The following is a 24,982-nucleotide window of genomic DNA, read 5'->3' on the forward strand; positions in this document are numbered from 1 at the left end:
CTCGGGGGCCCGCGCCGCCCGTAACCTCGGTCGGGTGAGCTTGTCTTCACCGACCATCCGTCATCGGCGCACGGAGGACGTCGCGGCGGTGTGCGCGCTGCTCGCGAGGCAGCAGCCGAGCAGTCGGTACCCCTTCCAGTGGCCGCTGCCTTATCCCGTCGAGGACTTCGTCGTCCGACCCGGCGAGCTCGCCGCCGCCGTCGCCGAGCACGATGGCGAGATCGTCGGCCACGTCTCGGTGACCTCGCTCATCGCGTCGACCGCGTCCGGCGACGTCGCGACCGCGTTCGAGAGGGCGACCGGACGCCCCGCCGCGGAGCTCGCGGCGGTCTCGGTCCTCTTCGTCGATCCCGGGGTCAGGGGCGAAGGGGTGGGACGTCGCCTCCTCGAGACCGCCGCCCGGCACATCCGCGCGCTCGGTCGCCAACCGGTCCTCGACGTCGTCCCGACCCACCTCAACGCCGTCCGGCTCTACCGTCACCTCGGCTGGATCGACATCGGCACGATGCGTCCTGGCTGGCTGGACGAGGAGGAGCCCGAAGTGCTGCTCATGACCCTGCCGGCGGTGCCCCCTGCACCTGCTGAACCCGCCCAGTCTCGGGCCGCCGAGCAGAGCAGGAGCGCCTAAGTGGGGCGGCGCACGGCCCGGCGGCTCGTGACGAGGGTGCGCGGGGCCGAGGTGGATCGTCGGCCGGACACCCTCGCGGTTGAGGAGCCGCTGGAGATCCGGGTCGACGGCGAGCCCTTCACCGTCACGATGCGCACCCCGGGCGAGGACGTCGAGCTCGCGCACGGGCTGCTCCGCTCCGAAGGGGTGATCCGCACGCGCGAGGACGTGCGCACCGCCCGCTTCTGCTCCGACACCGGTGAGCTCAACGTGCTCGACATCGCGCTGACCGTCGCGGGGGGTCCGGCGCTCAGCTCGCAGCGCACGCTCGCGGCCTACGGCGGGTGCGGCCTGTGCGGGTCGAGCACGATCGATGCGGTGACCGACCGGCTCGGGGGGACGCCCGTCCCGGTGGCCACGTCGGTCACGCCGACGGCCGTGCACCGCGCCCTCGACGGCCTGCGCGAGGCCCAGTCGGTCTTCGAGCGCACCGGGGGCACCCACGGCGCGGCGCTGGCCGGTGCCGCGGGCGAGGTCGTCCACGTGCGAGAGGACGTCGGACGGCACAACGCGGTCGACAAGGTGCTCGGCGCGGTGATCATCGACGGCGCGGAGTCGCCGCCGCCGTTGCTCGTCGTGAGCTCGCGGGCGAGCTTCGAGATCGTCGCCAAGGCCGCCATGTCGGGGGTCGAGGTCCTCGCCTGCGTCTCCGCCGCGTCCAGCCTGGCCGTCGACGCCGCCGAGCAGCTCGGGCTGACCCTCGTCGCCTTCGCCCGCGGCGACCGCCTCACCGTCTGCAGCCACCCCGAGCGCATCGACGACATCTAAGGCCCCCGAATTTCCCTAGGTTCCTGCCAGACGCTCAGGAATGTTCCTGAGCGTCTTGGCAGGAACCTAGGGAAATTCGGATCTGGGGCGTGGTCAGCTGCCGTCGCGGGCGCGCGGGAAGCTGTCGTCGAGCTCGACGGTCTGCGGCAGGTCGGCATGGCCGGCGAGGCGGAAGAGCTGGACCACTCGCTTGCCGCGCACCCGCTGGACCTCCTTGACCGCATCGTTGTGGAAGCGCCGCGCGAGCTGCACCCTCAGGCCGGCCGCCTCCACCCGCTCCAGGGCGGCGGCGCCCAGCCCGCCGTCGTCGCGGGTCCGAGCGATGACGTCGTCGGGCAGGGCCGCGAGGAGCACCTCGGTCAGCTCGGACTCCACCCCTTCGCTCCCCGCGAAGTGCTGCCCCTCGAGCAGGTCACTCTCGAATGCTCGCTCGGTCGTGCGCTCCAGGGACTGGCTCGCCGCCCCGGCGATGAGGAAGCCCGAGGCCGGGTCGAGAGCGCCGGAGTTGGCCAGCTCGAGGGATGCCTCCGCGCGGCGCACCAGGGCCGCGTCGAGCGCGGAGAGCGCGCCCTCGACCTTGGCGTGCAGCCGGTCGAGCCGGGCAGCGGAGTAGCTGAGATACCAGGCGATGAGGATGACCAGCGCCAGGACGAGGGCGCTCCACTCCAGCGCGCTCATCTCGAACCGCCCCCCTGGCGCAGCGAAGCCACCCCACGGGGTCGCGGACGCGCATCGAGCACCGTCTCGTAGACGGCAGTGACCTGCCGGGTCACGACGTCCCAGTCGAAGACCTCGGCCCGGCGCCGACCGCGCGCGGCGAGCTCGTCGCGCCGCTCGCGGTCATGCAAGAGGCCGGTCAGCTGGGTCGCGAGGTCGCCGGCCTGCCCGGTGCGGAAGGTCGCCCCTGCCCGGGCGCCGTCGAGCACCCGGACGAAGGCGGGCAGGTCGCTCGCGAGGACCGGCGCACCGGCCGCCATCGCCTCGACGAGGACGATGCCGAAGCTCTCTCCCCCGGTGTGCGGGGCGACATAGATGTCGGCCGACGCGAGCAGGGCGGCCTTGTCCTCCTCGCTCACCGCGCCGAGGAACTCGGTGGCAGCGGCCACCTCCGCCGGCATCCGCGACCGCGCCGCCTCGCTCGAGCCCGGGCCGACGACGAGCAGGCGAGCGCCGGGGAGGGCACGCAGCACCTCGGGCATTGCCTCGGCCAGCACCGGCAGGCCCTTGCGCGGCTCGTCGATCCGCCCGAGGAAGGCGATCGTCGGCCGGCCCGGCGCCCCGCACCACTGCGGCCGCCGCCGCGCCGCCCCGAAGTAGCTGGTCCGCACGCCGTTCGGGATGACGACGGCATCGCCGCCGAGGTGGGTGGTGACGGTGCGCCGGGCGTCCTCGGACACGGCGATGCGGCCGTTGATCTTCTCCAGCGAGGGCCGCAGCAGCGGGTAGGCGGCCTGCATCGCCCGCGAGCGCAGGTTGGAGGTGTGGAAGGTCGCGACGACCGGGGAGGTGGCCGCCCACAGGGCGAGCACGGCGACGCTCGGGGTGACCGGCTCGTGGATGTGCAGCAGGTCGAAGTCGCCGTCGCTCACCCACCGGCCCACCCGGGCGGCCGCGATCGGACCGAAGTTCAGCCGGGCCACCGACCCGTTGTAGCGGATCGGCACCGCCCGGCCCGCCGAGACCACGTACGGGGGCAGCACGGTGCCCTCGTCGGCCGGGGCGAGCACGGACGCCTCGTGGCCCTGGTCGATGAGCTGCTCGGCGAGATCACGGATGTGGAACTGCACCCCGCCCGGCACGTCGAAGGAGTACGGGCTGACCAGGCCGACCCTCATGCCGCCTCCCCGCGGGCCCGCGCCAGCCGGTCGGCGTCGAGGTCGCTGAGGAACACCCGCTGCATCATGTGCCAGTCCGCGGGCCGCTCGGCGATCGCGCGGCCGAGCTGGTCGACGGACCGCTGGGTCACCCCGACCACCGCCTCCTCGCGGGTCTCCCCAGGTGCGGGGCGTACCGGCTCCCCCACCTCGATGTCCATCCCCCAGCGCCGACCGCGACGCTCGTGCCACATCGACACGACGTAGACCGGCAGACCGGTCTCGACGGCGAGGATCGCCGGGCCGGCGGCCACCCGGGCTCGGTGCCCGCACAGGTCGACCTCCACCCCCTTCGCCGAAAGATCTCGGTCGGCAAGGAGCGGCATGACCACCGGCTCGCCGCTGGCCAGCTGCTCCCGGAGACGGTCCAGGGTCCCCGGCGCGGCCGGGTAGATCGTCATCCCGAGCTCACCCTCGCGGAACGCGAGGAACGCCTCGAACATCTCTTCCGGGCGCAGCCGCTCCGCCACGGTGACCACGTGCCCGAGGTGCCGGGCGCACCACGCGCCCGCCAGGTCCCAGTTGCCCAGGTGCCCGAGGAAGCACAGCACCGGCCTGCCCTGGTCCAGGTCGGCGCGAAGGGAGGCCGCCCCCGGCCCGCCGAACCGCACCTGCTCGTCGATGTCGGCTCCGGTCAGAGCCGGGAGGCGGAACGCCTCCGCGTAGTAGCGGAAGGCCGAGCGCACCCCTTCGCCGGTCACCCGGTCCAGCTCCTCCTCGCCCAGGTCGGGGCGCACCCGGGCGTAGTTGCGCCGCAGCTGCTCGACCCCTTCGCCGCCACGCCGGTGCACGACCCGCGCCGCACGGTCGACGGCCGCGTACATGAGGCGCTCGGGCACGTAGCGCACGAGCGCCCAGCCCAGGCGGAAGGCGAGGACGACGAGCCGGTCGCGCACGTCAGCCCCGGGTCGCCGGCAGCGAGCCGTCGACGGCGGCGAAGGCCTGGCGCCGGACCGTGCCCATTCGCTGCACCACGGTGATCGCGCTCGCGACGGCGAGCAGCGCCAGCACGACGGTGAGCACGACCTGGGGCAGGCCGAGGCCGACCAGGCCGGTCGTGACCAGGGTGGAGACGAGCCGGTCGGCACGCTCGGCGATACCGACGTCGGCACTGAGCCCCACCCCTTCGGCGCGGGCCTTGGCATACGACACCAGGCTGCCCAGCACGAGGCAGGCCAGCGCCAGGCAGGCGGTCACGACGTGGTCGCCCCCGCGGAAGAACCAGATCGTCAGGCCCGCGAAGACCGCCGCGTCGCCGAAGCGGTCCAGCGTCGAGTCGAGGTAGGCCCCCCAGACGCCCTGGCGCCCCTGGAGGCGGGCCATCACGCCGTCGATCGTGTCGGAGAAGACGAACGCGGTGATGACGATGACGCCCCAGAAGAGCTCACCGCGGGGGAAGAAGAAGAGCGCACCGAAGCACACCCCGAGCGTCCCGACGACGGTGACGACGTCGGGACTGATCCCCAGCCGCAGCAGCAGCCGGGCGAGGGGGGTGAAGACCTTGGTGAAGAAGGCGCGGGCGTAGCGGTTCAGCATGGCGGGACCAGCGTAGCCGCGCGCCCGCTTGCCCTCTCCTCGCCACGCGCTGTTGGGTGTGCCCATGCGCGAAGGGGTGGGTGCCGGCTGGCGGCTCGTCGTCACCGGCCTCGTGGTGGGCGGGGTGGTGGCCGGCAGCCTCGTCGGGGATGACCGGTGGTGGCCGTTCGCACCGATGGCGCAGTACGCCTTCCTCGTCGAGGACGACGGCGGGGTGATCAACTCGCCCTACCTGGAGGCGACGACAGTCGACGGGGAGGAGGTGCGCGTCGGGCTCGACCGGGAGCACCTCGGGCTGGAGCGCTCCGAGCTCGAGGGCCAGCTGGCCTCGGTCGTCGCCGATCCGGGCAAGCTCCAGGCGGTGGCGGTGCTGCACGCCCGGCGCCAGCCCGAGCTGCCCCGGTGGCGGCAGGTACGGGTGATGAACGATCACCGCGTGCTCGGACCGGAGCCGGTCCGCGAGATCCAGACGCTCGCGACCTGGGACGTGGTGCACCCCTTAGACCCGGAGCGTGGCCTGTGAGGCGCCTGCTCGAGTGGTCCATGCCCCAGCTGCCGCTCGCCCGGGTGGCCTGGATGAGATGGCTGGTCTACCCCTTCGTCGTCTTCGACGTCCTCGTCAACGTCACCGACCCGATCCCGCACGGCGATGTCCCGGTCGCCTTCTACAAGGAGCTGCCGGTGCGCGACCTCCTGCTGCTGCTGCCGCAGCCCAGCCCGGTGTACGTGCGGGTGCTGCTGGTGGTCATCGTCGTCAGTGCTCTCGTGGCGGCGACCGGCCGGCTGCCGCGCCTGGCCGGAGGGGTGTGCGCGATCGGGATGCTGGACTGGATGAGCAACGCCTTCTCGTACAGCAAGATCGACCACGACCACTTCGCGCTCATGGTCGCCCTCCTCGTGCTCCCGACGGTCGGGGCGGCTCGCACCGACGACGTGGGCACCAGCCGAGCGGCCGGGTGGGCGCTGCGGATGATCCAGATCGGGGCGGTCGCGACGTACTTCCTCTCGGCGGTGGCGAAGATGCGCTTCGGCACCTGGCTGTGGGCCAACGGGTCGACCTTCGTCTGGGCGTTCAGCCGGCGCGGCAACGACGTCGCCCAGTGGCTGGGCTCGCACCCTTCGCTGGTGCACGCCACGCAGTGGACGCTGCTCGGGCTGGAGTTCCTCAGCCCGGTCATGCTGTGGCTGCGCGGCCGGGCCCTGCTGGTCGCGGTCGGGCTGTGCTTCGCCTTCCACGCAACCACCGCCTACCTGCTGCACATCCACTTCCTGCCGCTGGTGGTGTGCCTCTTCGCCTTCCTCCCCCTGGAGCGGCTCAGCCCGGCCAGGCCTGGGCGAGCGCTGCCCTGGCGTCCTCGAGCAGGATCGGGATCGCCTTGGTCTGGGCGATGATCGGCAGGAAGTTCATGTCGCCACCCCAGCGCGGGATGACGTGCTGGTGCAGATGCGCGGCGACCCCGGCGCCGGCGACGTCGCCCTGGTTCATCCCGATGTTGAAGCCGTGGGGGGCCGAGGTCTCCTGGATCACCTTGATCGCGGTGCGGGTCATCGCGGTGAACTCGGCCAGCTCTTCCTCGGTGAGGTCGACGTAGAGCGAGACGTGCCGGTAGGGGCAGACGAGGACGTGCCCGGCGTTGTACGGGAAGAGGTTCATCACGACGTAGCAGTGCTCGCCGCGCGCCACGACCAGGCCCTCGTCGTCCCCCTTCGCCGGTGCGACGCAGAAGGGGCACCCCTCCCCCGCGTCCGCACTCGGCCGCTCGCCGGTCACGTACGCCATCCGGTGCGGGGTCCACAGCCGGTCGAAGCCATCCGGGACGCCGGTGAACGCGCGAGCGTCCTCGGTCGGCAGCGGCTCGGGCCCGGTCGTCTCGCTCATCCCCGCGATCCTAGATCCCCCACCCCCAGATCCGAATCTCCCTAGGTTTCTGTCAGACGCTCAGGAAAATTCCCGGGCGCCTGGGCAGGACCCTCGGGGCCTATGGGATCTCGGTCGCCGAGAGTGACCCCGGGTCAGGGGGTCCACTGCATGACCCGAGGCGAAGGGGTGGTGAAGCCGGCCGACTCGAAGAGCGGCCGGCCGGCGTCGCTGCTGCGCAGCTCGAGCCAGCGCACCCCTTCGTCGCGGGCCGTCCGCTGCACCGCCGTCATCAGGGCGGCTCCGATCCCCTGGCGGCGGAAGGCGGAGGCGACGAAGACTTGCTGGACGTACCACCACTCCGGACGGGTCTGGGTCAGGGTCGGGAGCTTGCGCACACGCAGGGCGAGGAGGCACCCGGCCGGGTCGCCGTCGGGCAGCTCGGCGAGCCACCCCCGGTAGCGGTCGAAGGTCTGCAGGAAGGCGTCGGCGTAGTCGGTGAGGAAGCCGTCGCGCGGGATGTGCCCCGCCTCGCGGTCCTGCTGGATGCGCAGCGCAGCCAGGGCGAAGGCGTCGCGCCGCTCGACCGGCCTGATGGTCGCGTCCATGCCGGCACTCTAGGTGCTGCATGCAGCACCTTCGGGTCAGACCTGGGCGCGGGTGTCGATCGCCTCGCGGATCTTGGCGACCGCGTCGGCGACCGGCACGCCGTTCTCCTGGCTTCCGTCGCGGTAGCGGAACGAGATCGCCCCGGCCTCTTGGTCCTCGGCGCCCGCGATGAGGGTGAAGGGCACCTTGGACTTGCTCGCGTTGCGGATCTTCTTGGGGAATCGATCGTCGCTGCGGTCCATCTCGACCCGCACACCCGCGGCGGCGAGCTGGTCGAGGACCCCCTGGAGGTACGGCTCGAAGTCTTCGGCGACCGGCACCCCGAGCGCCTGGACCGGGCTGAGCCAGACCGGGAAGGCGCCCGCGTAGTGCTCGACGAGGACGCCGAAGAAGCGCTCGATCGAGCCAAACTTCGCCGAGTGGATCATCACCGGCTCCTGGCGTGTGCCGTCCGCGGCCTGGTACTCCAGCCCAAACCGGTGCGGCTGGTTGAAGTCGTACTGGATCGTGCTCATCTGCCAGGTCCGGCCGATGGCGTCGCGCGCCTGGACCGAGATCTTCGGGCCGTAGAAGGCTGCGCCGCCCGGGTCCTCGACGAGGTCGACCCCGTAGGCGGCGGCAGCCTCACGAAGCACGGCCGTCGCGGTCTCCCACTGCTCGTCGGAGCCGATGAACTTCGCTGCCTTGTCACCCTCGGTGTCGCGGGTGGAGATCTCGAAGTAGTAGTCGTCGAGCCCGAAGTCGGCGAGCAGCCCGGTGACGAAGCGCAACAGGTGGTCGATCTCAGCCGGTGCCTGCTCGGCCGTCACATAGGAGTGGCTGTCGTCCTGCGTCATCGCCCGGACTCGGGTCAGCCCATGGACGACCCCGGACTTCTCGAAGCGGTACACCGACCCGAACTCGAAGAGCCGTAGCGGCAGCTCACGGTAGGAGCGCCCGCGCGAGCGGTAGATGAGGTTGTGCATCGGGCAGTTCATCGCCTTGAGCCGGTACTCGGCGTGCTCAAGCTCCATCGGGGGGAACATCGTGTCGGCGTAGTACGGCAGGTGCCCGGAGGTGTGGAAGAGCCCGTCCTTGGAGATGTGCGGCGTCGAGACGTACTCGAAGCCCTCCTCGATGTGCCGCCGCCGGACGTAGTCCTCCATCTCCCGCTTGATCACCCCGCCCTTGGGGTGGAAGACGACCATCCCGGAGCCGAGCTCGTCGGGGAAGGAGAAGAGGTCAAGCTCGGCGCCGAGCTTGCGGTGGTCGCGCTTCTCGGCCTCGGCGAGGCGGTCGAGATAGGCCTTGAGCTCGTTCTTGCTCGGCCAGGCCGTGCCGTAGATACGCTGTAGCTGGGGGTTCTTCTCCGAGCCGCGCCAGTAGGCGGCAGCGGAGCGCATGATCTTGTACGCGTTGCCGAGGACCTTCGTGCTCGGCACGTGCGGGCCGCGGCACAGGTCACCCCAGGCGACCGTGCCGTCGCGGCGGACGTTGTCGTAGATCGTCAGCTGGGAGCCGCCGACCTCGACCGACGCCCCCTCGGCGGCGTCCTCGACATCGGCGCCGGCTCCGCCCTTGAGGCCGATGAGCTCGCACTTGTACGGCTCGTCCTTCAGCTCGGCCAAGGCGTCCTCGTCGCCCACCTCCCGGCGCACGAAGGCCTGGCCCTCGTTGATGATCTTCTGCATCGCCTTCTCGAGGGACTTGAGGTCCTCGGGCGTGAAGGGCTCCGCGACATCGAAGTCGTAGTAGAAGCCGTCGCGGATCGGCGGCCCGATGCCGAGCTTCGCGTCCGGGTTGGCCTGCTGCACGGCCTGAGCGAGCACGTGAGCGGCACTGTGCCGCAGCACGTCCAGACCGTCCTGCTCGTCCGCGGTGACCGGCTCGACGACGTCGCCGTCCGCGAGCACGTGGGCGAGGTCGCGCAGCTCGCCGCTCACCCGGGCGACGAGGACCGCCTTGTCGCCCTCGAAGAGCTCGGCCGCAGTGGTGCCCTGCTCGACCGTTCGCTCGTCTCCGGCGACGTGGACGGTGATCTGGGCTGGCACTTCGGGGCTCCTCGGGGGTGATCGGGTGTGCTGGCGATGGCCGGCCGGGGCGCGGCGGGCCACCGACGATGCTATCCGGGGCGAAGGGGTGACCCGCAGGCCTTATCGGGCGGGCGCCTGAACCCGGCCCGGGGCGGGGAGTTCACCGGTGAGGAGGTAGTCGGCGATCGCGGCCGCATGGCTGTCCATGGAGTCCACCAGCGGGAGCGGCGCCGCGCATTCGCGGAAGAGGACCTCGATCTCGGTGCATGCGAGGACCACGGCCTGTGCGCCCTGGGCCGCCAGCTCGGCGACGACCCGCACGAAGTCGCGCTGTGCTGCCTCGGTGACGACCCCCTTCGTCAGCTCGTCGAAGACGACCCGGTCCACCAGCTCACGGTCATCGGCGGTGGGGACGACGACGGAGATCCCCGCGCCGCGACCGCGTCGCCCCGTGGCGGCAACGGTCGGCGGGCGACGACGCCGCCATGCCCTGGTGCACCGCCCCGGCAGCGAGTCGGTGCCGGCCGTCGGAGCGATGATCCAGGCCTTGCGGCACCGGGCGCGCTGAGCCGACCGTTCGTCTGAGGTTCCCCGGGGATCTGCGAAGGGGGCGGGGAGCCGTTCGTCTGAGGTTCCCCGGGGATCTGCGAAGGGGTGGTCAGCGGGTCTCGACGGTGAGGACGAGGTGCTCGACGACCCGGTCGGCGGAGGAGCGCACCGGCTTGCGCAGGCCGAGGAGCGTCGGGTCACCGGGCTCGACGACGAGCTCGACCTTGCCCGGGAGCAGCACCGGCTTCTTGAACCACACGTGGCTGCTCGACGGTCCGCTCGCGGCCGGACCGAGGGTGGCCACGCAGCGTGCGTAGGTCCACATGCCGTGCGCGATCGCCGCCGGGAACCCCATCGCCTTGGCGGTCAGCCCGCTCATGTGGATCGGGTTCACATCGCCGGAGATCTTGGCGTACTGCCGGCCGAAGTCCTTCGGCAGCGACCAGATGGCCGCACCCTGTCCGGGCGACACCTCTGGCAGGTCCGGCATCGACCCGCGGGCCGCGTCCGGGTCACCCTTGCCCCGGGCGAGGTAGGTCGAGCGGCCCTCCCAGACCTGCTCACCGGACACCTCGGCGACCGTGACGATCTGCACCGTCGTGCCCTTGGGGTGCGGGGCGAGGTTCTCCGCGGAGACGGTGATGTCGAGCACATCCTCCGCGGTGAGCCGTCGGCGCACGGTGATCTCGTTCTCGACGTGCACCAGGCCCACCAGGGGCAGCGGGAAGTCCTCGCGCGACATCAGCTGCATCTGCAGCGGGAAGCCGAGGATGTGCGGGTACGTGTGCGGCAGCGTGTCGTCGGCGGCGAAGCCGCAGAGCCGCTGGTAGTCCTGCAGGTGCTGCCGGTCGACCACCTGGTCGGCGAGCCGGTAGGAGGTCTGCGGGAGGGAGTCACCCTTCTTCTTCCCGCCGAGCGCCGACTTGACGAAGACCGGCAGCAGGCTGGGGGTCTCGGTGAGCGTCTCGACCGCCATCAGGCCCCCAGGAGCATCTGGCCGCAGACGCGGACCGTGTTGCCCGTGACGCCGCGGTTGGCGTCCCAGGAGAACCAGCCGATCGTCTCGGCGACGTCCACCGGCTTGCCGCCCTGGTTGAGGCTGTTCATCAGTCGACCGGCCTCGCGGGTGGCGAAGGGGACCTTGTCGGTCATCTCGGTCTCGATGAAGCCGGGTGCGACCGCGTTGACCGTGACCCCCTTCGCCCGGACCTCCTCGGCCAGCGCCGAGGTCATCCCGATGACTCCGGCCTTGGATGCGCCGTAGTTGGTCTGGCCGCGGTTGCCGGCGATGCCGGCGATCGAGGCGACGTTGACGACGTGACCGCCGTCGTTGATCGCCGGGATCAGCGTCTCGTTCATCGCGAGGATAGAGCTCAGGTTGACGTCGAGCACCGAGGCCCAGCGGTCGGCGTCCATGTTGGCCAGCAGCTTGTCGCGGGTGATGCCGGCGTTGTGCACGACGATGTCGAAGCCTCCGTGCCGGGCACGGGCGTGCTCGGCGATCTTGGCGCCCGCGTCCTCGGCGGTGACGTCCACCTGCAGCGCGCTGCCGCCGATGCGGTTGGCGACCTCGGCGAGCGGCCCGCCGGCGGCGGGGATGTCGACGCAGACGACCGTCGCCCCGTCGCGGGCGAGCACGTCGGCGATGGAGGCACCGATGCCGCGCGCGGCGCCGGTGACGACCGCCACCTTGCCGGCCAGCGGCTTGTCCCAGTCGGTCGGAGCCTCGACCGACCCGACCGGCTTGCCGACGGTGACGACCTGCCCGGAGACGTAGGCCGAGCGGCCAGAGAGGAGGAAGCGGACTGTCGCGTCGACGGCGTCGTCGGCGCCCTCGGCCACGAGCACGGTGTTGGCCGTGCCGCCGCCGCGCATCTCCTTGCCGATGGAGCGCACGATGCCCTCGAGCGCCCGGCGCGCCGCCGCCTGGGCGACCGTCGCGGCGTCCTCGACCGGCCGGCCGATGACGATGATCCGTCCCGTCGGGGCGAGGGTCTTCAGCGCCGGGGCGACGATCGCGCGCAGCGTCTCGAGGTCCGCAGGTGACTCCACCGACGTCATGTCGACGACCACTCCGGCGACCGAGGTGGAGGCCTGGGTCGCGACCTGGACCCCTGCGTCAGCCAGCAGGGTCTTCACCCGGTCGGCGACGGGGGTGTCGCCGTGCCCACCGACGAGCACCGCGCCGTTGATCAGCTTGGCCCCGGCAGTGTGCCGCCGCAGCGTCGTGGGCCGGGGCAGGCCGAGGGTGGTGGCGAGCTGCTTGCCGAGCCCGCCGCTGACGAACTTGCCGTAGTCGAATGCCATGTCTCTTCTCCTGGTCGAAGGGGGTGGTGGGTCCGAGCGCGGCTCAGGCGCCCTCGAGGATGGCCACGACGCCCTGGCCGCCTGCCGCGCAGATCGAGATCAGCCCGCGGCTGCCCGGGCCCTTCTCGTGCAGCATCTTCGCCAGGGCGGCCACGATCCGGCCACCGGTGGCGGCGAAGGGGTGGCCGGCCGCCAGCGAGGAGCCGTTGACGTTGAGCTTGTCGCGGTCGATCGAGCCCAGCGGGGCGTCCAGACCCAGCTTGTCCTTGCAGAAGTCCTCGTCCTCCCACGCCTTGAGGGTCGAGAGGACCGTGGCGGCGAAGGCCTCGTGGATCTCGTAGTAGTCGAAGTCCTGCAGCGTGAGCCCGTTGCGGGCCAGCAGCCGCGGGACGGCGTAGGCGGGGGCCATGAGCAGGCCCTCCTCGCCGTGCACGTAGTCGACCGCGGCGGTCTCACCGTCGACGAAGTAGGCCTGCACGGTCAGCCCGTGCTCCGCGGCGTACTCCTCGCTGCCGAGCAGCACCACGGAGGCCCCGTCGGTGAGCGGCGTGGAGTTGCCGGCGGTCATCGTCGCGTCGTCGCCCTTGCCGAAGGCCGGCTTGAGCTTGGCCAGCTTCTCCATCGAGGAGTCCGGGCGCAGGTTCTGGTCTCTTGCCAGACCCTTGAAGGAGGTGACGAGGTCGTCCTGGAATCCCTCGTCGTAGGACCGCGCGAGGCCCCGGTGACTGGCCACCGCCAGCTCGTCCTGCGCCTCCCGGGTGATCCCCCACCGCTTGGCGGTCTGGGCCATGTGCTCACCCATGGACAAGCCGGTGCGCGGCTCGGAGTTGGCCGGCGTCTCGATCCCGAGGTCGGTCGGTCGGATGGCTCCCAGCGCCTTGAGCTGCGCGCCCGCCCCCTTCGCCCGGTTGACCTTGAGCAGCTTGGTGCGCAGCTTCTCCGAGACGGTGATCGGGGCGTCGGAGGAGGTGTCGACGCCACCGGCGATGCCGCTCTCGGCCTGGCCGAGCTTGATCTTGTTGCTCACGAGGATCGCGGCCTCGAGACCGGTGCCGCACGCCTGCTGGATGTCGTAGGCGGGGGTGTGCGGGTCCAGGCTGGAGCCCAGCACGCTCTCCCGGGTGAGGTTGAAGTCCCGGCTGTGCTTGATCACCGCGCCGGCGACGACCTCGCCGAGGCGCTGCCCGCCGAGGTTGTACCGGGCGACGAGACCCTCGATCGCGGCGGTCAGCATGTCCTGGTTGCTCGCCTGGGCGTACGGCCCGAACTGCCGGGCGAAGGGGATCCGGTTGCCGCCGAGGATCGCGGCACGGCGCGTCTGGTCGGGCTGGGGTGAAGCCACTGGCGCATCTCCTGAGGAATCGAGGGGGCCCGGCGGCGACGGACGTCGCCGGAGCCGGTGATTTATGCGATACGGACCGTAGCAGGTACCCCGAGTACCTGCTACGGTCCGCGACTGTGAGCACCACCACCGACGGCCGCAGCGCCCGCTGGGAGGCGCACCGCCGGTCTCGGCGTCGGGAGCTGGTGGAGTCGGCGCTGCACAGCATCCGCACGCACGGCGCCACGGTCGGGATGGACGAGATCGCGACAACGGCGGGCACGAGCAAGACCGTCTTCTACCGCCACTTCTCCGACCGCGCGGGGCTCTACCGTGCGGTGGCCGAGCGGGTCGACGAGCTGATCCTGCGCGATGTCGGCAAGGTGGTCGGCCAGAGCCTGCGCGACACCGATCTCACCGAGCTCGACGAGGAACCACGCCAGCTCATCGCAGCGGCCATCGAGGCCTACCTCGCCCTCGTCGAGCGCGACCCTGAGGTCTACCGCTTCATCGTCTCCGCTCCCCTCGTCGGCGCCGACCGCACCGGCAACGCCGCCGAGGTCGCCGCCGACACGACGACGAAGATCGCGCGACAGATGGGAGACCTCATCGCCGCGGCTCTCGTCGCCCGCGGCAGCGACCCGGCCCCGGCCAAGGTCTGGGGCCTGTCGCTCGTCGGCATGGTGCGCGCGGCCGCCGACGCCTGGCTCGACGGGCAGCTCGGCGACCTGGGCCGCCCGGCGCTGACCGAGCAGCTCACCGACCTCGCCTGGGCCGGAGCCCGCACCGCCTGGCGCCCGCGCTCCTGACTCAGCCCCACCCCTTCGCCCGGCTCGCTACCGTGCTGAGTACCACCAGTCGCGACCCGAGTGAGGACCCATGAGCACCACCGACACCTACGACGTCGTCGTCGTCGGCTCCGGCGCCGCCGCCTTCGCCACCGCGATCGGAGCGGCCGAGGAGGGGCTCTCCGTCGTGATGCTCGAGAGCACAGACCGGTGGGGCGGCAGCACGGCGATGTCTGGGGGCGGCCTGTGGCTGCCGGACAACCCGGTGATGCGGCGCGACGGGGTCCAGGACTCCCGAGAAGAGGCGCTGGCCTATCTCGACGCGACGGTAGGTGACGAAGGGAGATGCACCTCTCCCGAGCGCAAGGCCGCCTTCGTCGACGGCATCGCCGACTTCGTGGAGACGACCGAACGACACGGGGTGATCTGGCGGCGCGCCACTGACTACCCCGACTACTACCCCGAGCGACCGGGCGGCAAGATCGGCCGGGCGATCGAGGTCGAGCCCTTCGACGGCAAGCGGGTCGGGTGCTGGGCGCAGACCTCGCGCGCGCTCATCCCGCTGCCGATCATGACCGACGACGTCTGGGAGATCCAGCGAGCCTGGTCGACCACCGGCGGCATGCGCCGGGGCGTCGAGGTGATCAGCCGGGTCCTCAGCGGCCTGGTTCGGGGCAAGAAGCTGTACGGCATCGGGGCTGGCCTTGCTATGTCGCTCCTTGACGTGGCCGTGCAGCGGCTAGGTGTCGAGCTGCGGCTGAGCTCTCCTGTCACCGACCTGGCGCTCGACGGCGACCGGATCGTCGGGGTGACGGTCGCCGGGTCGGAGGTGGAGGAGACCATCTACGCGCGGCGGGGCGTGATGCTCGCCGCCGGCGGCTTCGACCACAACGAGGACATGCGCCAGAAGCACCACGGCATCGACGGCAGCCCGTCCGGCGCCCCGGGCAACCTGGGGCAGGTGCACACGATCGCCGCCCGGCACGGCGCCGCGCTCGAGCTGATGGACGACGCCTGGTGGGGCGCGTCGGTGGCGGGCCCGGAGGGGCACGACCCGACCTTCCTCGTCGGTGAGCGGGCGCTGCCGTACACGATCATCGTCGACCATCAGGGTCGCCGGATCGCCAACGAGGCGGAGTCCTACGTCGACCTCGGTCACGCCATGCTCGAGCACGACAAGGACGGCGCCTACTGGATGGTGGCCGACGCCCGCCACGGCCGGCGCTACCTGCGCAACTACCTCGCCGACCCTCGCGCCACCAAGGCGATGCGGCGCGAGGGTCTGCTCCACTCCGCCGGCTCCCTCGCGGACCTGGCCGACCTCATCGGGGCGGACCCGACCACCCTGACCGCGACAGTAGACCGCTTCAACCGGCTGGCCCGCTCCGGGGTCGACGTCGACTTCCGGCGGGGTGAGTCCGCCTACGACCGCTACTACGGCGACCCGACGGTCACGCCCAACCCCAACCTCGGTCCCCTGGAGAAGGCGCCCTTCACCGCTGTCCGGGTCGTCATCGGCGACCTCGGCACCAAGGGCGGCGTGCTCACCGACGAGCACGCCCGGGCGCTGCGTGAGGACGGCTCGGTGATCGAGGGCCTGTACGCGGCAGGCAACGTCTCAGCCTCGGTGATGGGCCGCACCTACCCCGGCCCCGGCTCGACCATCGGGCCGGCCACCGTCTTCGGGATGATCGCTGGACGGCACATGGCCCAGGCCTGACGAGGAAGGTGATGTGCGACCAACTCGCGACAGTGGACCTGAGGCGTCTCACAGAGCCCGTTGGCTTCCTTACTCTCGAGGAGATGCAGCGAGTCAGCGATGCCCTGGCCTTGGTCCTCGATCTGTAGCCGGGCGCCGCCGCGTCCCGTTTCGCGCCTGTAGGGCGCAGGTCACCCTTCACACCCGACCATCACCGGCCTCGATCTGCCAGAGTCGCCCTTATGGGTATCGCCGAGCAGATCCAGACCACCCTCGACGGGCGATGGGGTGAGGTGCGCCAGCAGCTGCGCGCCCAGCTCGACCCCGACACCTTCGGCCCACCGGCCGGCCTGATCCCCCTCGACGAGCACCGCCAGCGCACCCTCGACGCGGTCCTGCAGATGACCAAGACCGACGCGCCCCGCGACGGCCTGACGATCGAGCAGGGTGGCACCAACGAGCACGGCGCCTCGGTGACGGCGTTCGAGATGCTCGGCCATGCCGACCTCTCGGTCTACGTCAAGGCGGGCGTCCAGTTCGGTCTCTTCGGCGGCGCGGTGGCCAACCTGGGCACCCAGCGCCACTGGGACGAGTACCTGCCCGGCATGCTCGACGGCACCCTGCTCGGGTGCTTCGCCATGACCGAGACCGGGCACGGCTCGGACGTCCAGTCCCTGCTCACCACGGCGACGTACCTCCCCGACAGCGACGAGATCGAGATCAACACCCCTTCGCTCCCCGCCCGCAAGGACTACATCGGCAACGCCGCCCGCGACGGGCACATCGCCGCCGTCTTCGCCCAGCTCGTCGTCGACGGCGAGAACCACGGGGTGCACTGCGTCCTCGTGCCCATCCGGGACGACTCCGGTGAACCGCGCGACGGGGTGACGATCGGCGACTGCGGGGCCAAGATGGGTCTTCGGGGGGTCGACAACGGGCGGCTCACCTTCGACCATGTCCGCGTCCCGCGGCTGAATCTTCTCAACCGCTACGGCACGATCGATGACGACGGTCGGTACCACTCCCCGATCGAGAACCCCTCCCGCCGCTTCTTCACCATGCTCGGCACCCTGGTCCGCGGGCGGATCAGTGTCGCCGGCGGCGCCGGGGCCGCGACCCGGACGGCGCTCACCCTCGCGATCACGTACGGGTTGCACCGCAAGCAGTTCACCGCCCCGGACTCCGAGCGCGAGGTGACGATCCTGGACTACCGGGGGCACCAACGGAAGCTCTTCCCTCGTCTCGCCCGCTCCTACGCGCTCATGCTCGCGCAGAACGCCCTGGTCGAGCAGATGCACCGCATCGCTGCGGGTGAGGAGACGAGCGAGGAGGCCCAGCGCGAGCTCGAGGCTCGCGCGGCCGGCATCAAGGCGCTGACCACCGAGCACGCGACCGACACGATCCAGGTGTGCCGCGAGGCCTGCGGCGGCGCCGGCTACCTCTCGGTCAACCGCTTCGCCGACCTCAAGGCCGACACCGACGTCTTCACGACCTTCGAGGGCGACAACACGGTCCTGCTCCAGCTCGTCGCCAAGGGCATGCTCACCGGCTACAAGGAGGCCTTCCATGAGCTCGACACCCGCGGCGCCTTCTTCTTCGGCGCGCGCCAGGTCACCGAGGCGGTCATCGAGCGGACCATCGGTGGCTCGCTCATCCAGCGGCTCATCTCCGGCTCCCCTGGCCGCGACGCGGACAACGCCCTCTCCGACCGGGGTGGCCACCTGGACCTCTTCGAGGACCGCGAGAAGCACCTCCTGGAGACCCTGGCCATGCGGCTGCGCCGAGCCGGTGACGACGACGCGGACGGCTTCACCGTCTTCAACGACGCTCAGCCTCACCTGCTGCTCACCGCCCGCGCGCACATCGAGCGGGTGATCCTCGAGGCCTTCGTCTCGGCGATCGACGCCACGCCGGAGGGCGAGGCCCGCGACCTGCTCGACCGGGTCTGCGACCTCTACGTGATGTCGACCATCGAGGAGAACCGCGCCTGGTTCCTCGAGCACGGGCGCCTGAGCGCCTCGCAGGCGAAGGGGGTGACCGCCTCGGTCGACGAGCTGTGCGACGCCTTGCGGCCGCACGCCCAGACTCTCATCGACGCGTTCGCGATCCCGATGGCCTGGCGCGAGACCGAGCTGCTGGAGTTCCTCGGTGAGACGAGCGAGGACGACGGGCAGGGTGTGGCGCGCCGCTCCGCAACGCAGGACGAGGCCGTCAGCGCAGAGCGCTGAGCACCCAGAGCATGCTCTGGTTGTAGGGCGTGGCGATGCCGTGGCGGCGCCCGAGCTCGACCACGCGACCGGCGAAGATGTCGACCTCGGTCGGGCGACCGGCGAGGACGTCCTGGAGCATCGAGGTCCTGCCGTCAGCCGGTTGCCCCTCGAGGACGTCGTACCACCGCTGCACGTCGGTCGCGGTGAGGCGCACCCCTTCGGCGGCGGCGACGGCGACCACCTCGTCCTGCAGCGCCACCATGAGGGAGCGCGCCGGCTCCTGCCGCAGCCGTCCATAGGTGGTCCGGGTGGCGGCGGATGCCTGGTTGCCGCCGACGTTGACGAGGAACTTCCACCACATCCGGTGGGTCATGTCGTCGTGGACGGTGCAGGCGATCCCCGCTCGGTCGAGCAGCTCCGCCACCGCCTCCGTCCGCTCGCTCCCCCCTTCGCCCGGGGTGACGGTCGCAGGACTGTCGCCGATCTCGAGCCGGCCGGGCGCGGTGTACCGGACCGCGCTCCCTTCGCGCTCGGCGTCCATGGCCAGGGCGATGCACAGCAGTACCTGCTCCGGGCTGAAGCGCTCCCCGATCACCCGCTCGCTGTCCAGCCCGTTGAGCACGGAGACGAAGGTCGTGTCCGGCCCGACCAGCGGGGCCACCAGGTCGAGCGAGTCCTCGAGCTGGGCCGCCTTGACCGCCACGAGGACGAGATCGAAGGGGGCGTGCCCGTCCGTCGACGGGTCGAGGACGGGGATGTCCAGCGGTGCCCCGTTGACGGTCAGACCCTGAGTGCGTAGCCGCTCGGCTCGCTCACCGGCGGCGACGAGGACGACCTCGACCTCGGCAGCGGCCAGGTGGGCGGCGTACATCGCCCCGAGCGCGCCGGCGCCGACGACTGCCACGGACTCCAGGCGGGGAGCCTCGCTCACCGGACGCCGATCACCTTGTGCTCTCGGATCGACATCACGAGGGCGACGATCCATCCGATGATGGTCCAGCCGAGCAGGAGGTTGATCCAGAAGACGCTCCAGGCGTTGCTGTTGCCGCGCAGCGCGGCGATCGCCCACGGCAGCATGTAGCCGCCGGTGAGGATCGCGACGATGATCGCGACGGGCGCGCTGACGACGCGGTTCTTGCGGTCAGTGATGATGTCGGGCATGCCTCGACGGTACCGGTCGCGGTCAGCCGCGGGCGGGGATCGAGCGTGCGGGAGGCTGGTAGCCGAAGCGCTCTCCGGACTCGAAGGCGCTCCGATCGTTGCCGTAGGTCGGCAGCCCGCCGGCGCGGCGCAGCAGGTCCGCGGTGTGCATGACGTTCCACGCCATGATCGTGGTGTTGCGCCGGGTGAAGTCGCTGTCGAAGCCGGCTGGGTCGGAGCCCTCCTGCTCGTCGCCGAAGGAGGGGCCCGGGCCGATCTCGCCGATCCATCCGCAGTCGGCCTGCGGCGGGATGACGTAGCCGAGGTGCTGCATCGCGTAGAGCAGCGACATCGAGGTGTGCTTGACCCCGTCCTCGTTCCCGGTGACGACGGCACCACCGACCTTGCCGTAGTAGAGGGACTGGCCCTGCTCATTGAGCTCGCCGGACATCGCGTACAGGCGCTCGATGATGCGGCGGCACACCGAGCTCTCCTCACCGAGCCAGATCGGGGTGCCGATGACGAGGATGTGCGCGCGCTCCACGCGCGGCCACAGCTCCGGCCACGCGTCGTCCGGCCAGTCCTCGCGCATGTCGGGCTGAACCCCGGGTGCGATGGGGTGCTCGACCGCGTGGAGGGTGTCGACCTCGACCCCCGCGCGGCTCATGATCCCGCCGACCGCGTCGAGGAGGAGCCCGGTGTGGGAGCGAAGGGGGTCCTTCGTCAGCGAGCAGTTGACGAGGAGGGCGCGGAGCCCGTCGTAGCTGGGTGGTTGCTGGTGGGCGGAGGCGCTGGCGTCGGTCACCGGCCCACCGTAGGCCGCCTGGTCGAGGTGACTCGCGGGTACGACGGCACGAGTCACCCGGGTCGGCGCTGAGCGCCGCCAGATCTCGGGGACGAGCGCGAAGGGGGACACGACTGGTGTCGTCGTACCCGCGGGTCACGAGCCGGGACGCGCAAAGGGCCGCGCCCTCACCAAGCGGACGCGACCCGTGCAGATGTCGTGCGACATCACAGCGGTGGACGTAAAGGGACTCGAACCCCTGACCTTTCGCGTGTGAAGCGAACGCTCTAACCAGCTGAGCTATACGTCCAGGTCTCGGCGGCCGTCGCGGGCCGGCGAGCGAGAGCAGAGTACCTGGCCGGGTCGCGCTTCGTCACATCGCGGCCGTGCGGGCGATCCGCGCCGATTCCCCGGCTCGCGCACAGGTGCGGCGCCTACCGTGGTGGCGATCAACGGGAGGTGGGCGATGGAGACGAGCACGGTGATCGACGTCGTCGTCGTGGCGACGGTCCTGCTCGCGATCCTCGGTGGCGCGGCGCGGGGCTTCGGTCGGATGGTCGGCACCCTCGCCGGTGCGGCTGGTGGGCTGCTCCTCGTGCTGGCGGTGCTGCCCGACCAGCTCGACCGCCTCGAGGACCCGTCTACCCGCGGGGTCGTCCTCGTCCTCGCCACGACGCTCGTCGTCGCGACGGGTGCGGCCATCGGAGGCGTGCTCGGCGGTCTGGTCCGCCGCGGGCTGGAGGCGCTGCGCCTGGGCTGGCTGGACAGCATCGCCGGGGCGGTCGCCGGCTTCGTGACCGCTGCTCTGATCTGGGTCCTGCTCGCGAGCAATGCGGCCGCGCTGGCGCGACCGGAGCTGACGGAGGGGGTGCGCGCGTCCCGCTCGCTCCCTCCGCTCGTCGCCGCGGCACCCGACGCGATCCGTGACCTGCCTCCCCTCTCCCAGGCGCTCGCACAGACCCGCCCCGTCCTCGCCGAGGTCATCGGGGCGCCGGCGAGCCCCCCTTCGCTGCCCGCGGAGGTCTCCGACTCACCCGAGGTGAGCACCGCACTGAGCTCGGTCGTGCGCATCCACGGCAGCGCGAAGGGGTGCGAGGGGCAGGTCAACGGCAGCGGCTTCGTCGTGGCCCCAGGTCGGGTGGTGACGAACGCCCACGTCGTCGCCGGGGTCGACCAGCCCGCCGTGCAGGCCCGCGGCCAGCTGCCCGTCACCGGACGGGTGGTCTACCTCGACCCGCGCAACGACCTCGCCGTGGTGGCCGCCGACGGACTGGACGCCGCGCCGCTGGCGCTGAGCGAGGACGTCTCGGCCGGATCCGAAGGGGTCGTCGCCGGCTACCCCGGGGCGGGCAGCCTGACCGTCGGCGCGGCGACAGTGATGAAGGAGCAGCGCAGCCGGGTCACGATCGACGGGTCGGCCTCCACCCGGCGCGTCCTCCCGGTGGGCGCCGTCGTCGATCGCGGCAGCTCCGGTGGCCCGGTGCTGGAGATCGACGGCGAGGTCGCCGGGGTGATCTTCGCCAAGGCGGTCGGGGTCGAGCGGCTGGCCTACGCCGTCCCGCTGTCGGTCCTGCGGCCGGTCGTCGACGACGCCGGCGCGCTGGTCGACCCGGTCGACACCGGCCGGTGCACCCGCTGAGCGGCGGGCACGCAGCGCGCGCTCATCAGGCGGCGAGCCCGGGCAGCATCCGCAGGTACTCCTCGACCGCGTCCGGGGTCCATCCGGGCACGCCGGTGAGCAGCAGCACGAGGTAGCCGCACAGCCAGCAGAAGGCGAGGGTGAGCAGCACCATCGGGATCTTGAGCTTCCACGGCAGGTGCCGCGCCCACTGGTCGAAGGCCTTGACCTCGGCCTTGACGAACTGGGTCACCTTGCGCGCCCACCTGAACTCCGTGGACCACAGGAAGAGCCCGATGAAGATCACCACCCAGCCGGGGCCGACGAGCGGCACCATCGGGATGCCGACGATGATCAGGGCCAGCCCGACGACGAAGACCCCACCGCGGTAGAAGGGCGCGAGCGCCGGGTTGCACCGGATCGCACGCCGCCACGCGATCGGGTCCTCCTCGGGGTCGATCCGCTGGTCCTCGCCGAAGCGCTCGATCAGCTCCTCGCGGACCATCGCGTGCTGCTCGCCGCGGATCGCGCGGTACGGGCGGCGGTGGCCCTGCGCGTCCAGGCCGTGCCCGCGCGAGCCCGCGCCCTCCTCGTGCTCGCGGCCCTCTGCGGCCTCGGCGGTGGTGCTCACGGATCCATCCCCTCCTCCACCTTCGCCGCGAAGACCTGCGCGGCTCGGTCGGTCACCGGCGTCGCAGTACCGAGCTCGCGGCCGTCGACGCTGCCGACCGGCTGGACGTCACGCATCGTGTTGGTGAGGAAGACCTCGTCGCTGTCGGTCAACGCCGTCATCGGCAGGGCCTCCTCCCGGACCTCCATCCCCGCCTCGCGGCACCGGGCGATCGTCAGGTCGCGGGTCACGCCAGCGAGGCACCCAGAGTCCAGCGGCGGAGTGAGGATCACCCCGTCCCGGACGACGAAGACGTTGGACCCGGTCCCCTCGCACAGCTCGCCCCGGGTGTTCGCGAAGATCGCCTCGTCGGCCCCGTGAGCGCGCGCCCGGGCCAGGGCGATGACGTTGTCGGCGTACGAGGTGGTCTTCAGGCCAGCGGTCGCGGCCCGCTCGTTGCGGGTCCACGGGACGGTCGCGAGGTGGCCGTGGCTCGGCAGCGGCTGGGCCGGCACCAGGCCGACGACGTAGGTGAGCGGACCCTCGCCGCGGTCGGAGCCGAACGGCCCCGGTCCCCCGGTGACGGTCCAGCGAGTCCTCCCGAGCGGCATCGGTCCCGCCGCCTCCAGCACCGCGTCCACCCCGGCCATCAGCCGCTCGGCGTCGAACCCGTCCAGCCCGAGACCGTCGAGCGTGCGCTCGAGCCGACGCAGGTGGCGGCTCGGGGCGAAGACCCGCCCGTCGATGATCTTGCACGACTCGAAGGCGCCGTCGCCGACGGTGATCCCGTGGTCGACCGCCGCGATCGACGGACGCGCGCCGTCCACGAGCTGACCGTTCACCCATGTCGTCACCGCCGAGCTCATGGGGTCACTCTTGCAGAAGCCTGCGAGCGGGGCATCAGACCTCGGGATGAAGCCGCGCCCGACTGCGGGAGGACGCTCACCCCTTCGCCGTCGCCCGCCGCCAGCGCGAGGAGACGCTCCGCCTTCAGCTCGGTCTCCGACCACTCCGCTCGCGCGTCCGAACCCCAGGTGATCCCCGCGCCGGTCCCGAAGCGCAGCACCCGCCCTTCGCCGCTCTCCTCGACCCAGAACGTGCGGATCCCGACCGCCAGCGCCGCCGAGCCGGCATAGGCGTCGACCCAGCCGATCGCCCCGCAGTACGGGCCCCGCGGCACCGGCTCGAGGTCGCCGATGATCCGCAGCGCCGAGGACTTCGGGGCCCCGCTGACCGATCCGGGTGGGAAGGTCGCGGCGAGGATCTCGCCCCACCCCGCTCCCGGCCGGACCCGTCCGCAGACCTCGCTCGTGAGATGCAGCAGGCCGGGATGCTCCTCCACCGCGCACAGCGACGCGGTCTCGACGGTCCCAGGCACCGCGACCTGGCCGAGGTCGTTGCGCACGAGGTCGGTGATCATGACGTTCTCCGCGTGGTCCTTGGCGCCGAGGTCCGCCCGCTCCCGCCCGGTTCCCTTGATCGGGCGAGAGACGAGCCGATCGCCGTCGCGGAGGAGATAGGCCTCGGGCGAGGCGCAGACGACGTCGAGACCGGCTTCGGGCACGTGGATAGTCCCGGCGAAGGGGGCGGGGTTGCCGGCGTCGAGCAGCGGCGCCAGCGCGGGGAGGTGGCTCGTCCGGGGCAGCGGGGTGGAAAGCACGCGGCAGAGGTTGACCTGGTAGACGGTGCCGTCGGCGACGTGGCGCCGGATCGTCTCGACCCCGGCGATGTAGGCGTCCCGGTCGAGCGAGGAGTGCCAGGGCTCGGCCGGTGGCTGCCAGGTCGGCGAAGGGGGCGGCCCCCCTTCGCCCATCCGGTCGAATCGGACCGCGGTGAGCCGCCCCTCGAAGGTGACGACGACGGCCCATCGCCCGCCGGCATCGAGGTCACCGACGTCGTGGGTCACCGCGCTCGGCTCGGTGAGGACCGTGGTCCCGAATCGCGCGAACTCCACGGGCGCGAGCATGTCAGACGGCCGCTGCGGCGGTGCTCAGGCCAGGTGGCTCGGTGCCCACATCCGCAGGGTGGCGTCGACGACGACGTTGGGTCCCTCCCCGTCGAACGCGCGGCGGACCGCCGGGCCGACCTCCTCGAGGCTGACCCGTTCGGCGGGGACGCCGAAGGACTCGGCGAGGGCGACGAAGTCCGGCCGGGCCAGCTCGGTCGCGTACGCGCTGCCGAAGGTGTCGGTCATGTACTCGCGCAGGATCCCGTAACCGCCGTCGTCGACGATCAGCCAGGTCACCTCGGCCCAGTGCTGACGGGCCGTCGCCAGCTCGGCGATCGAGTATCGGGTCAAGTGGAACGGGCAGGAGACGACAAGGCCCCGGTCCGCGTCAGCGGACCGGGGCCTCTCGTGCTGGTGGGCGATACTGGGTTTGAACCAGTGACCTCTTCCGTGTCAAGGAAGCGCGCTACCACTGCGCCAATCGCCCGAGACATGCAGGTTCTGCATGGTCGAGGTGGAGACGGGATTTGAACCCGTGTAGACGGCTTTGCAGGCCGTTGCCTCGCCTCTCGGCCACTCCACCATGGAGGCGGTGAACCTTCCGAGCGGATGACCGGCCTCGAACCGGCGACCTCAACCTTGGCAAGGTTGCGCTCTACCAACTGAGCTACATCCGCACTTCGC

At 71.5% G+C, this 24,982-nt stretch carries 26 protein-coding genes, 4 tRNA genes and 1 pseudogene; 9 read left to right on the forward strand and 22 right to left on the reverse strand.

The window, feature by feature from the left end; genetic code table 11:
- The first annotated feature begins 34 nt into the window (after window positions 1-34).
- The gene (locus FB557_RS13285) at window positions 35-628 is read left to right on the forward strand and encodes a GNAT family N-acetyltransferase (RefSeq protein WP_246074827.1); all 594 of its coding nucleotides are present in this window, start codon (window positions 35-37) and stop codon (window positions 626-628) included.
- A complete protein-coding gene (fdhD, locus tag FB557_RS13290; protein ID WP_144858104.1) occupies window positions 629-1,435 on the forward strand; it encodes a formate dehydrogenase accessory sulfurtransferase FdhD in 807 nt (268 codons plus the stop codon).
- A gap of 93 nt (window positions 1,436-1,528) precedes the next feature.
- Here fdhD and FB557_RS13295 read toward each other — a convergent pair whose 3' ends face one another.
- From FB557_RS13295 to pgsA, 4 genes are read right to left on the reverse strand one after another with little or no spacing between them, the layout of a single operon-like run.
- Window positions 1,529-2,113, reverse strand: a complete 585-nt coding sequence (locus FB557_RS13295; protein ID WP_144858105.1) for a hypothetical protein — start codon at window positions 2,111-2,113, stop codon at window positions 1,529-1,531.
- Window positions 2,110-3,270, reverse strand: coding sequence for a glycosyltransferase family 4 protein (locus tag FB557_RS13300; protein ID WP_144858106.1), 1,161 nt, complete (start codon window positions 3,268-3,270; stop codon window positions 2,110-2,112). Before FB557_RS13300 ends, FB557_RS13295 begins: the two co-directional genes overlap by 4 nt.
- Window positions 3,267-4,205: a phosphatidylinositol mannoside acyltransferase gene (locus FB557_RS13305; RefSeq protein WP_144858107.1), complete on the reverse strand. Its 939-nt coding sequence runs from the start codon at window positions 4,203-4,205 to the stop codon at window positions 3,267-3,269. The genes FB557_RS13300 and FB557_RS13305 overlap by 4 nt, the downstream gene beginning before the upstream one ends.
- 1 nt (window position 4,206) lies before the next feature.
- Complete coding sequence (pgsA, locus tag FB557_RS13310) at window positions 4,207-4,845, reverse strand: phosphatidylinositol phosphate synthase (RefSeq protein WP_144858223.1); 639 nt, start codon at window positions 4,843-4,845, stop codon at window positions 4,207-4,209.
- Between the two features lie 64 nt (window positions 4,846-4,909).
- On the opposite strand from pgsA, the gene FB557_RS13315 reads away from it, so the two are divergent.
- Complete coding sequence (locus tag FB557_RS13315; protein WP_144858108.1) at window positions 4,910-5,368, forward strand: hypothetical protein; 459 nt, start codon at window positions 4,910-4,912, stop codon at window positions 5,366-5,368.
- The gene (locus FB557_RS13320) at window positions 5,365-6,237 is read left to right on the forward strand and encodes a hypothetical protein (protein WP_246074828.1); all 873 of its coding nucleotides are present in this window, start codon (window positions 5,365-5,367) and stop codon (window positions 6,235-6,237) included. The genes FB557_RS13315 and FB557_RS13320 overlap by 4 nt, the downstream gene beginning before the upstream one ends.
- On the opposite strand, the gene FB557_RS13325 is transcribed toward FB557_RS13320, so the two are convergent.
- From FB557_RS13325 to FB557_RS13355, 7 genes are all read right to left on the reverse strand, one after another.
- Window positions 6,161-6,724, reverse strand: a complete 564-nt coding sequence (locus FB557_RS13325; protein WP_144858110.1) for an HIT family protein — start codon at window positions 6,722-6,724, stop codon at window positions 6,161-6,163. The two genes, FB557_RS13320 and FB557_RS13325, sit on opposite strands and share 77 nt — an antisense overlap.
- Before the next feature lie 134 nt (window positions 6,725-6,858).
- Window positions 6,859-7,311, reverse strand: coding sequence for a GNAT family N-acetyltransferase (locus tag FB557_RS13330; RefSeq protein WP_144858111.1), 453 nt, complete (start codon window positions 7,309-7,311; stop codon window positions 6,859-6,861).
- A gap of 36 nt (window positions 7,312-7,347) precedes the next feature.
- The gene (thrS, locus tag FB557_RS13335; RefSeq protein ID WP_144858112.1) at window positions 7,348-9,342 is read right to left on the reverse strand and encodes a threonine--tRNA ligase; all 1,995 of its coding nucleotides are present in this window, start codon (window positions 9,340-9,342) and stop codon (window positions 7,348-7,350) included.
- Window positions 9,343-9,444: 102 nt separating this feature from the next.
- Entirely contained in the window at window positions 9,445-10,074 is a 630-nt protein-coding gene (locus FB557_RS14760; protein ID WP_144858113.1) for an aspartate/glutamate racemase family protein, read from the reverse strand.
- Complete coding sequence (locus tag FB557_RS13345; protein WP_144858114.1) at window positions 9,983-10,849, reverse strand: MaoC family dehydratase; 867 nt, start codon at window positions 10,847-10,849, stop codon at window positions 9,983-9,985. The genes FB557_RS14760 and FB557_RS13345 overlap by 92 nt, the downstream gene beginning before the upstream one ends.
- Window positions 10,849-12,180 (reverse strand): 3-oxoacyl-ACP reductase, encoded by a 1,332-nt coding sequence (locus FB557_RS13350; protein ID WP_144858115.1) that lies wholly within the window; start codon window positions 12,178-12,180, stop codon window positions 10,849-10,851. The genes FB557_RS13345 and FB557_RS13350 overlap by 1 nt, the downstream gene beginning before the upstream one ends.
- Window positions 12,181-12,223: 43 nt before the next feature.
- Window positions 12,224-13,522 carry an acetyl-CoA C-acetyltransferase gene (locus tag FB557_RS13355; RefSeq protein ID WP_144858116.1) on the reverse strand — a complete coding sequence of 433 codons (1,299 nt, stop codon included), beginning with the start codon at window positions 13,520-13,522 and terminating at the stop codon, window positions 12,224-12,226.
- Between the two features lie 116 nt (window positions 13,523-13,638).
- Here FB557_RS13355 and FB557_RS13360 point away from each other — a divergent pair, with 116 nt between their 5' ends.
- The 4 genes from FB557_RS13360 (at window position 13,639) to FB557_RS13375 (ending at window position 18,216) form a co-directional block, all read left to right on the forward strand.
- Window positions 13,639-14,310 carry a TetR family transcriptional regulator gene (locus FB557_RS13360; protein WP_144858117.1) on the forward strand — a complete coding sequence of 224 codons (672 nt, stop codon included), beginning with the start codon at window positions 13,639-13,641 and terminating at the stop codon, window positions 14,308-14,310.
- Between the two features lie 70 nt (window positions 14,311-14,380).
- Complete coding sequence (locus tag FB557_RS13365; RefSeq protein ID WP_144858118.1) at window positions 14,381-16,009, forward strand: FAD-binding protein; 1,629 nt, start codon at window positions 14,381-14,383, stop codon at window positions 16,007-16,009.
- A gap of 11 nt (window positions 16,010-16,020) precedes the next feature.
- Window positions 16,021-16,137: a type II toxin-antitoxin system PemK/MazF family toxin gene (locus FB557_RS14900; RefSeq protein WP_211356584.1), complete on the forward strand. Its 117-nt coding sequence runs from the start codon at window positions 16,021-16,023 to the stop codon at window positions 16,135-16,137.
- Window positions 16,138-16,230: 93 nt separating this feature from the next.
- A complete protein-coding gene (locus tag FB557_RS13375; RefSeq protein WP_144858119.1) occupies window positions 16,231-18,216 on the forward strand; it encodes an acyl-CoA dehydrogenase family protein in 1,986 nt (661 codons plus the stop codon).
- On the opposite strand, the gene FB557_RS13380 is transcribed toward FB557_RS13375, so the two are convergent.
- From FB557_RS13380 to FB557_RS13395, 4 genes are all read right to left on the reverse strand, one after another.
- Window positions 18,200-19,129: a ketopantoate reductase family protein gene (locus FB557_RS13380; RefSeq protein WP_170236301.1), complete on the reverse strand. Its 930-nt coding sequence runs from the start codon at window positions 19,127-19,129 to the stop codon at window positions 18,200-18,202. The two genes, FB557_RS13375 and FB557_RS13380, sit on opposite strands and share 17 nt — an antisense overlap.
- Complete coding sequence (locus FB557_RS13385) at window positions 19,126-19,359, reverse strand: superinfection immunity protein (RefSeq protein ID WP_144858121.1); 234 nt, start codon at window positions 19,357-19,359, stop codon at window positions 19,126-19,128. Before FB557_RS13385 ends, FB557_RS13380 begins: the two co-directional genes overlap by 4 nt.
- 22 nt (window positions 19,360-19,381) lie before the next feature.
- A complete protein-coding gene (locus tag FB557_RS13390; protein ID WP_144858122.1) occupies window positions 19,382-20,143 on the reverse strand; it encodes a flavodoxin family protein in 762 nt (253 codons plus the stop codon).
- Window positions 20,144-20,358: 215 nt separating this feature from the next.
- Window positions 20,359-20,432 (reverse strand) — tRNA-Val (locus tag FB557_RS13395).
- A gap of 156 nt (window positions 20,433-20,588) precedes the next feature.
- Between FB557_RS13395 and FB557_RS13400 the strand changes: the two genes are divergently transcribed.
- Window positions 20,589-21,761, forward strand: a complete 1,173-nt coding sequence (locus tag FB557_RS13400; RefSeq protein ID WP_144858123.1) for a MarP family serine protease — start codon at window positions 20,589-20,591, stop codon at window positions 21,759-21,761.
- A 25-nt stretch (window positions 21,762-21,786) separates the two neighbouring features.
- Here FB557_RS13400 and FB557_RS13405 read toward each other — a convergent pair whose 3' ends face one another.
- From FB557_RS13405 to FB557_RS13435, 7 genes and pseudogenes are all read right to left on the reverse strand, one after another.
- Complete coding sequence (locus FB557_RS13405; protein WP_144858124.1) at window positions 21,787-22,371, reverse strand: TIGR02611 family protein; 585 nt, start codon at window positions 22,369-22,371, stop codon at window positions 21,787-21,789.
- Entirely contained in the window at window positions 22,368-23,216 is an 849-nt protein-coding gene (locus FB557_RS13410; protein WP_144858125.1) for an aminotransferase class IV, read from the reverse strand. The genes FB557_RS13405 and FB557_RS13410 overlap by 4 nt, the downstream gene beginning before the upstream one ends.
- Entirely contained in the window at window positions 23,213-24,304 is a 1,092-nt protein-coding gene (locus tag FB557_RS13415) for a chorismate-binding protein (RefSeq protein WP_425462990.1), read from the reverse strand. The genes FB557_RS13410 and FB557_RS13415 overlap by 4 nt, the downstream gene beginning before the upstream one ends.
- A gap of 36 nt (window positions 24,305-24,340) precedes the next feature.
- A pseudogene (locus FB557_RS13420) lies at window positions 24,341-24,640 on the reverse strand (thiamine pyrophosphate-dependent enzyme); the annotation flags it as partial.
- 70 nt (window positions 24,641-24,710) lie between these two features.
- Window positions 24,711-24,785: transfer RNA gene (locus FB557_RS13425), tRNA-Val, on the reverse strand.
- Window positions 24,786-24,810: 25 nt separating this feature from the next.
- A tRNA-Cys gene (locus tag FB557_RS13430) sits at window positions 24,811-24,881 on the reverse strand.
- A gap of 21 nt (window positions 24,882-24,902) precedes the next feature.
- Window positions 24,903-24,975 (reverse strand) — tRNA-Gly (locus FB557_RS13435).
- Window positions 24,976-24,982 lie beyond the last annotated feature (7 nt).

This window comes from Marihabitans asiaticum, assembly GCF_007828725.1.
Lineage (GTDB): Bacteria > Actinomycetota > Actinomycetes > Actinomycetales > Dermatophilaceae > Marihabitans > Marihabitans asiaticum.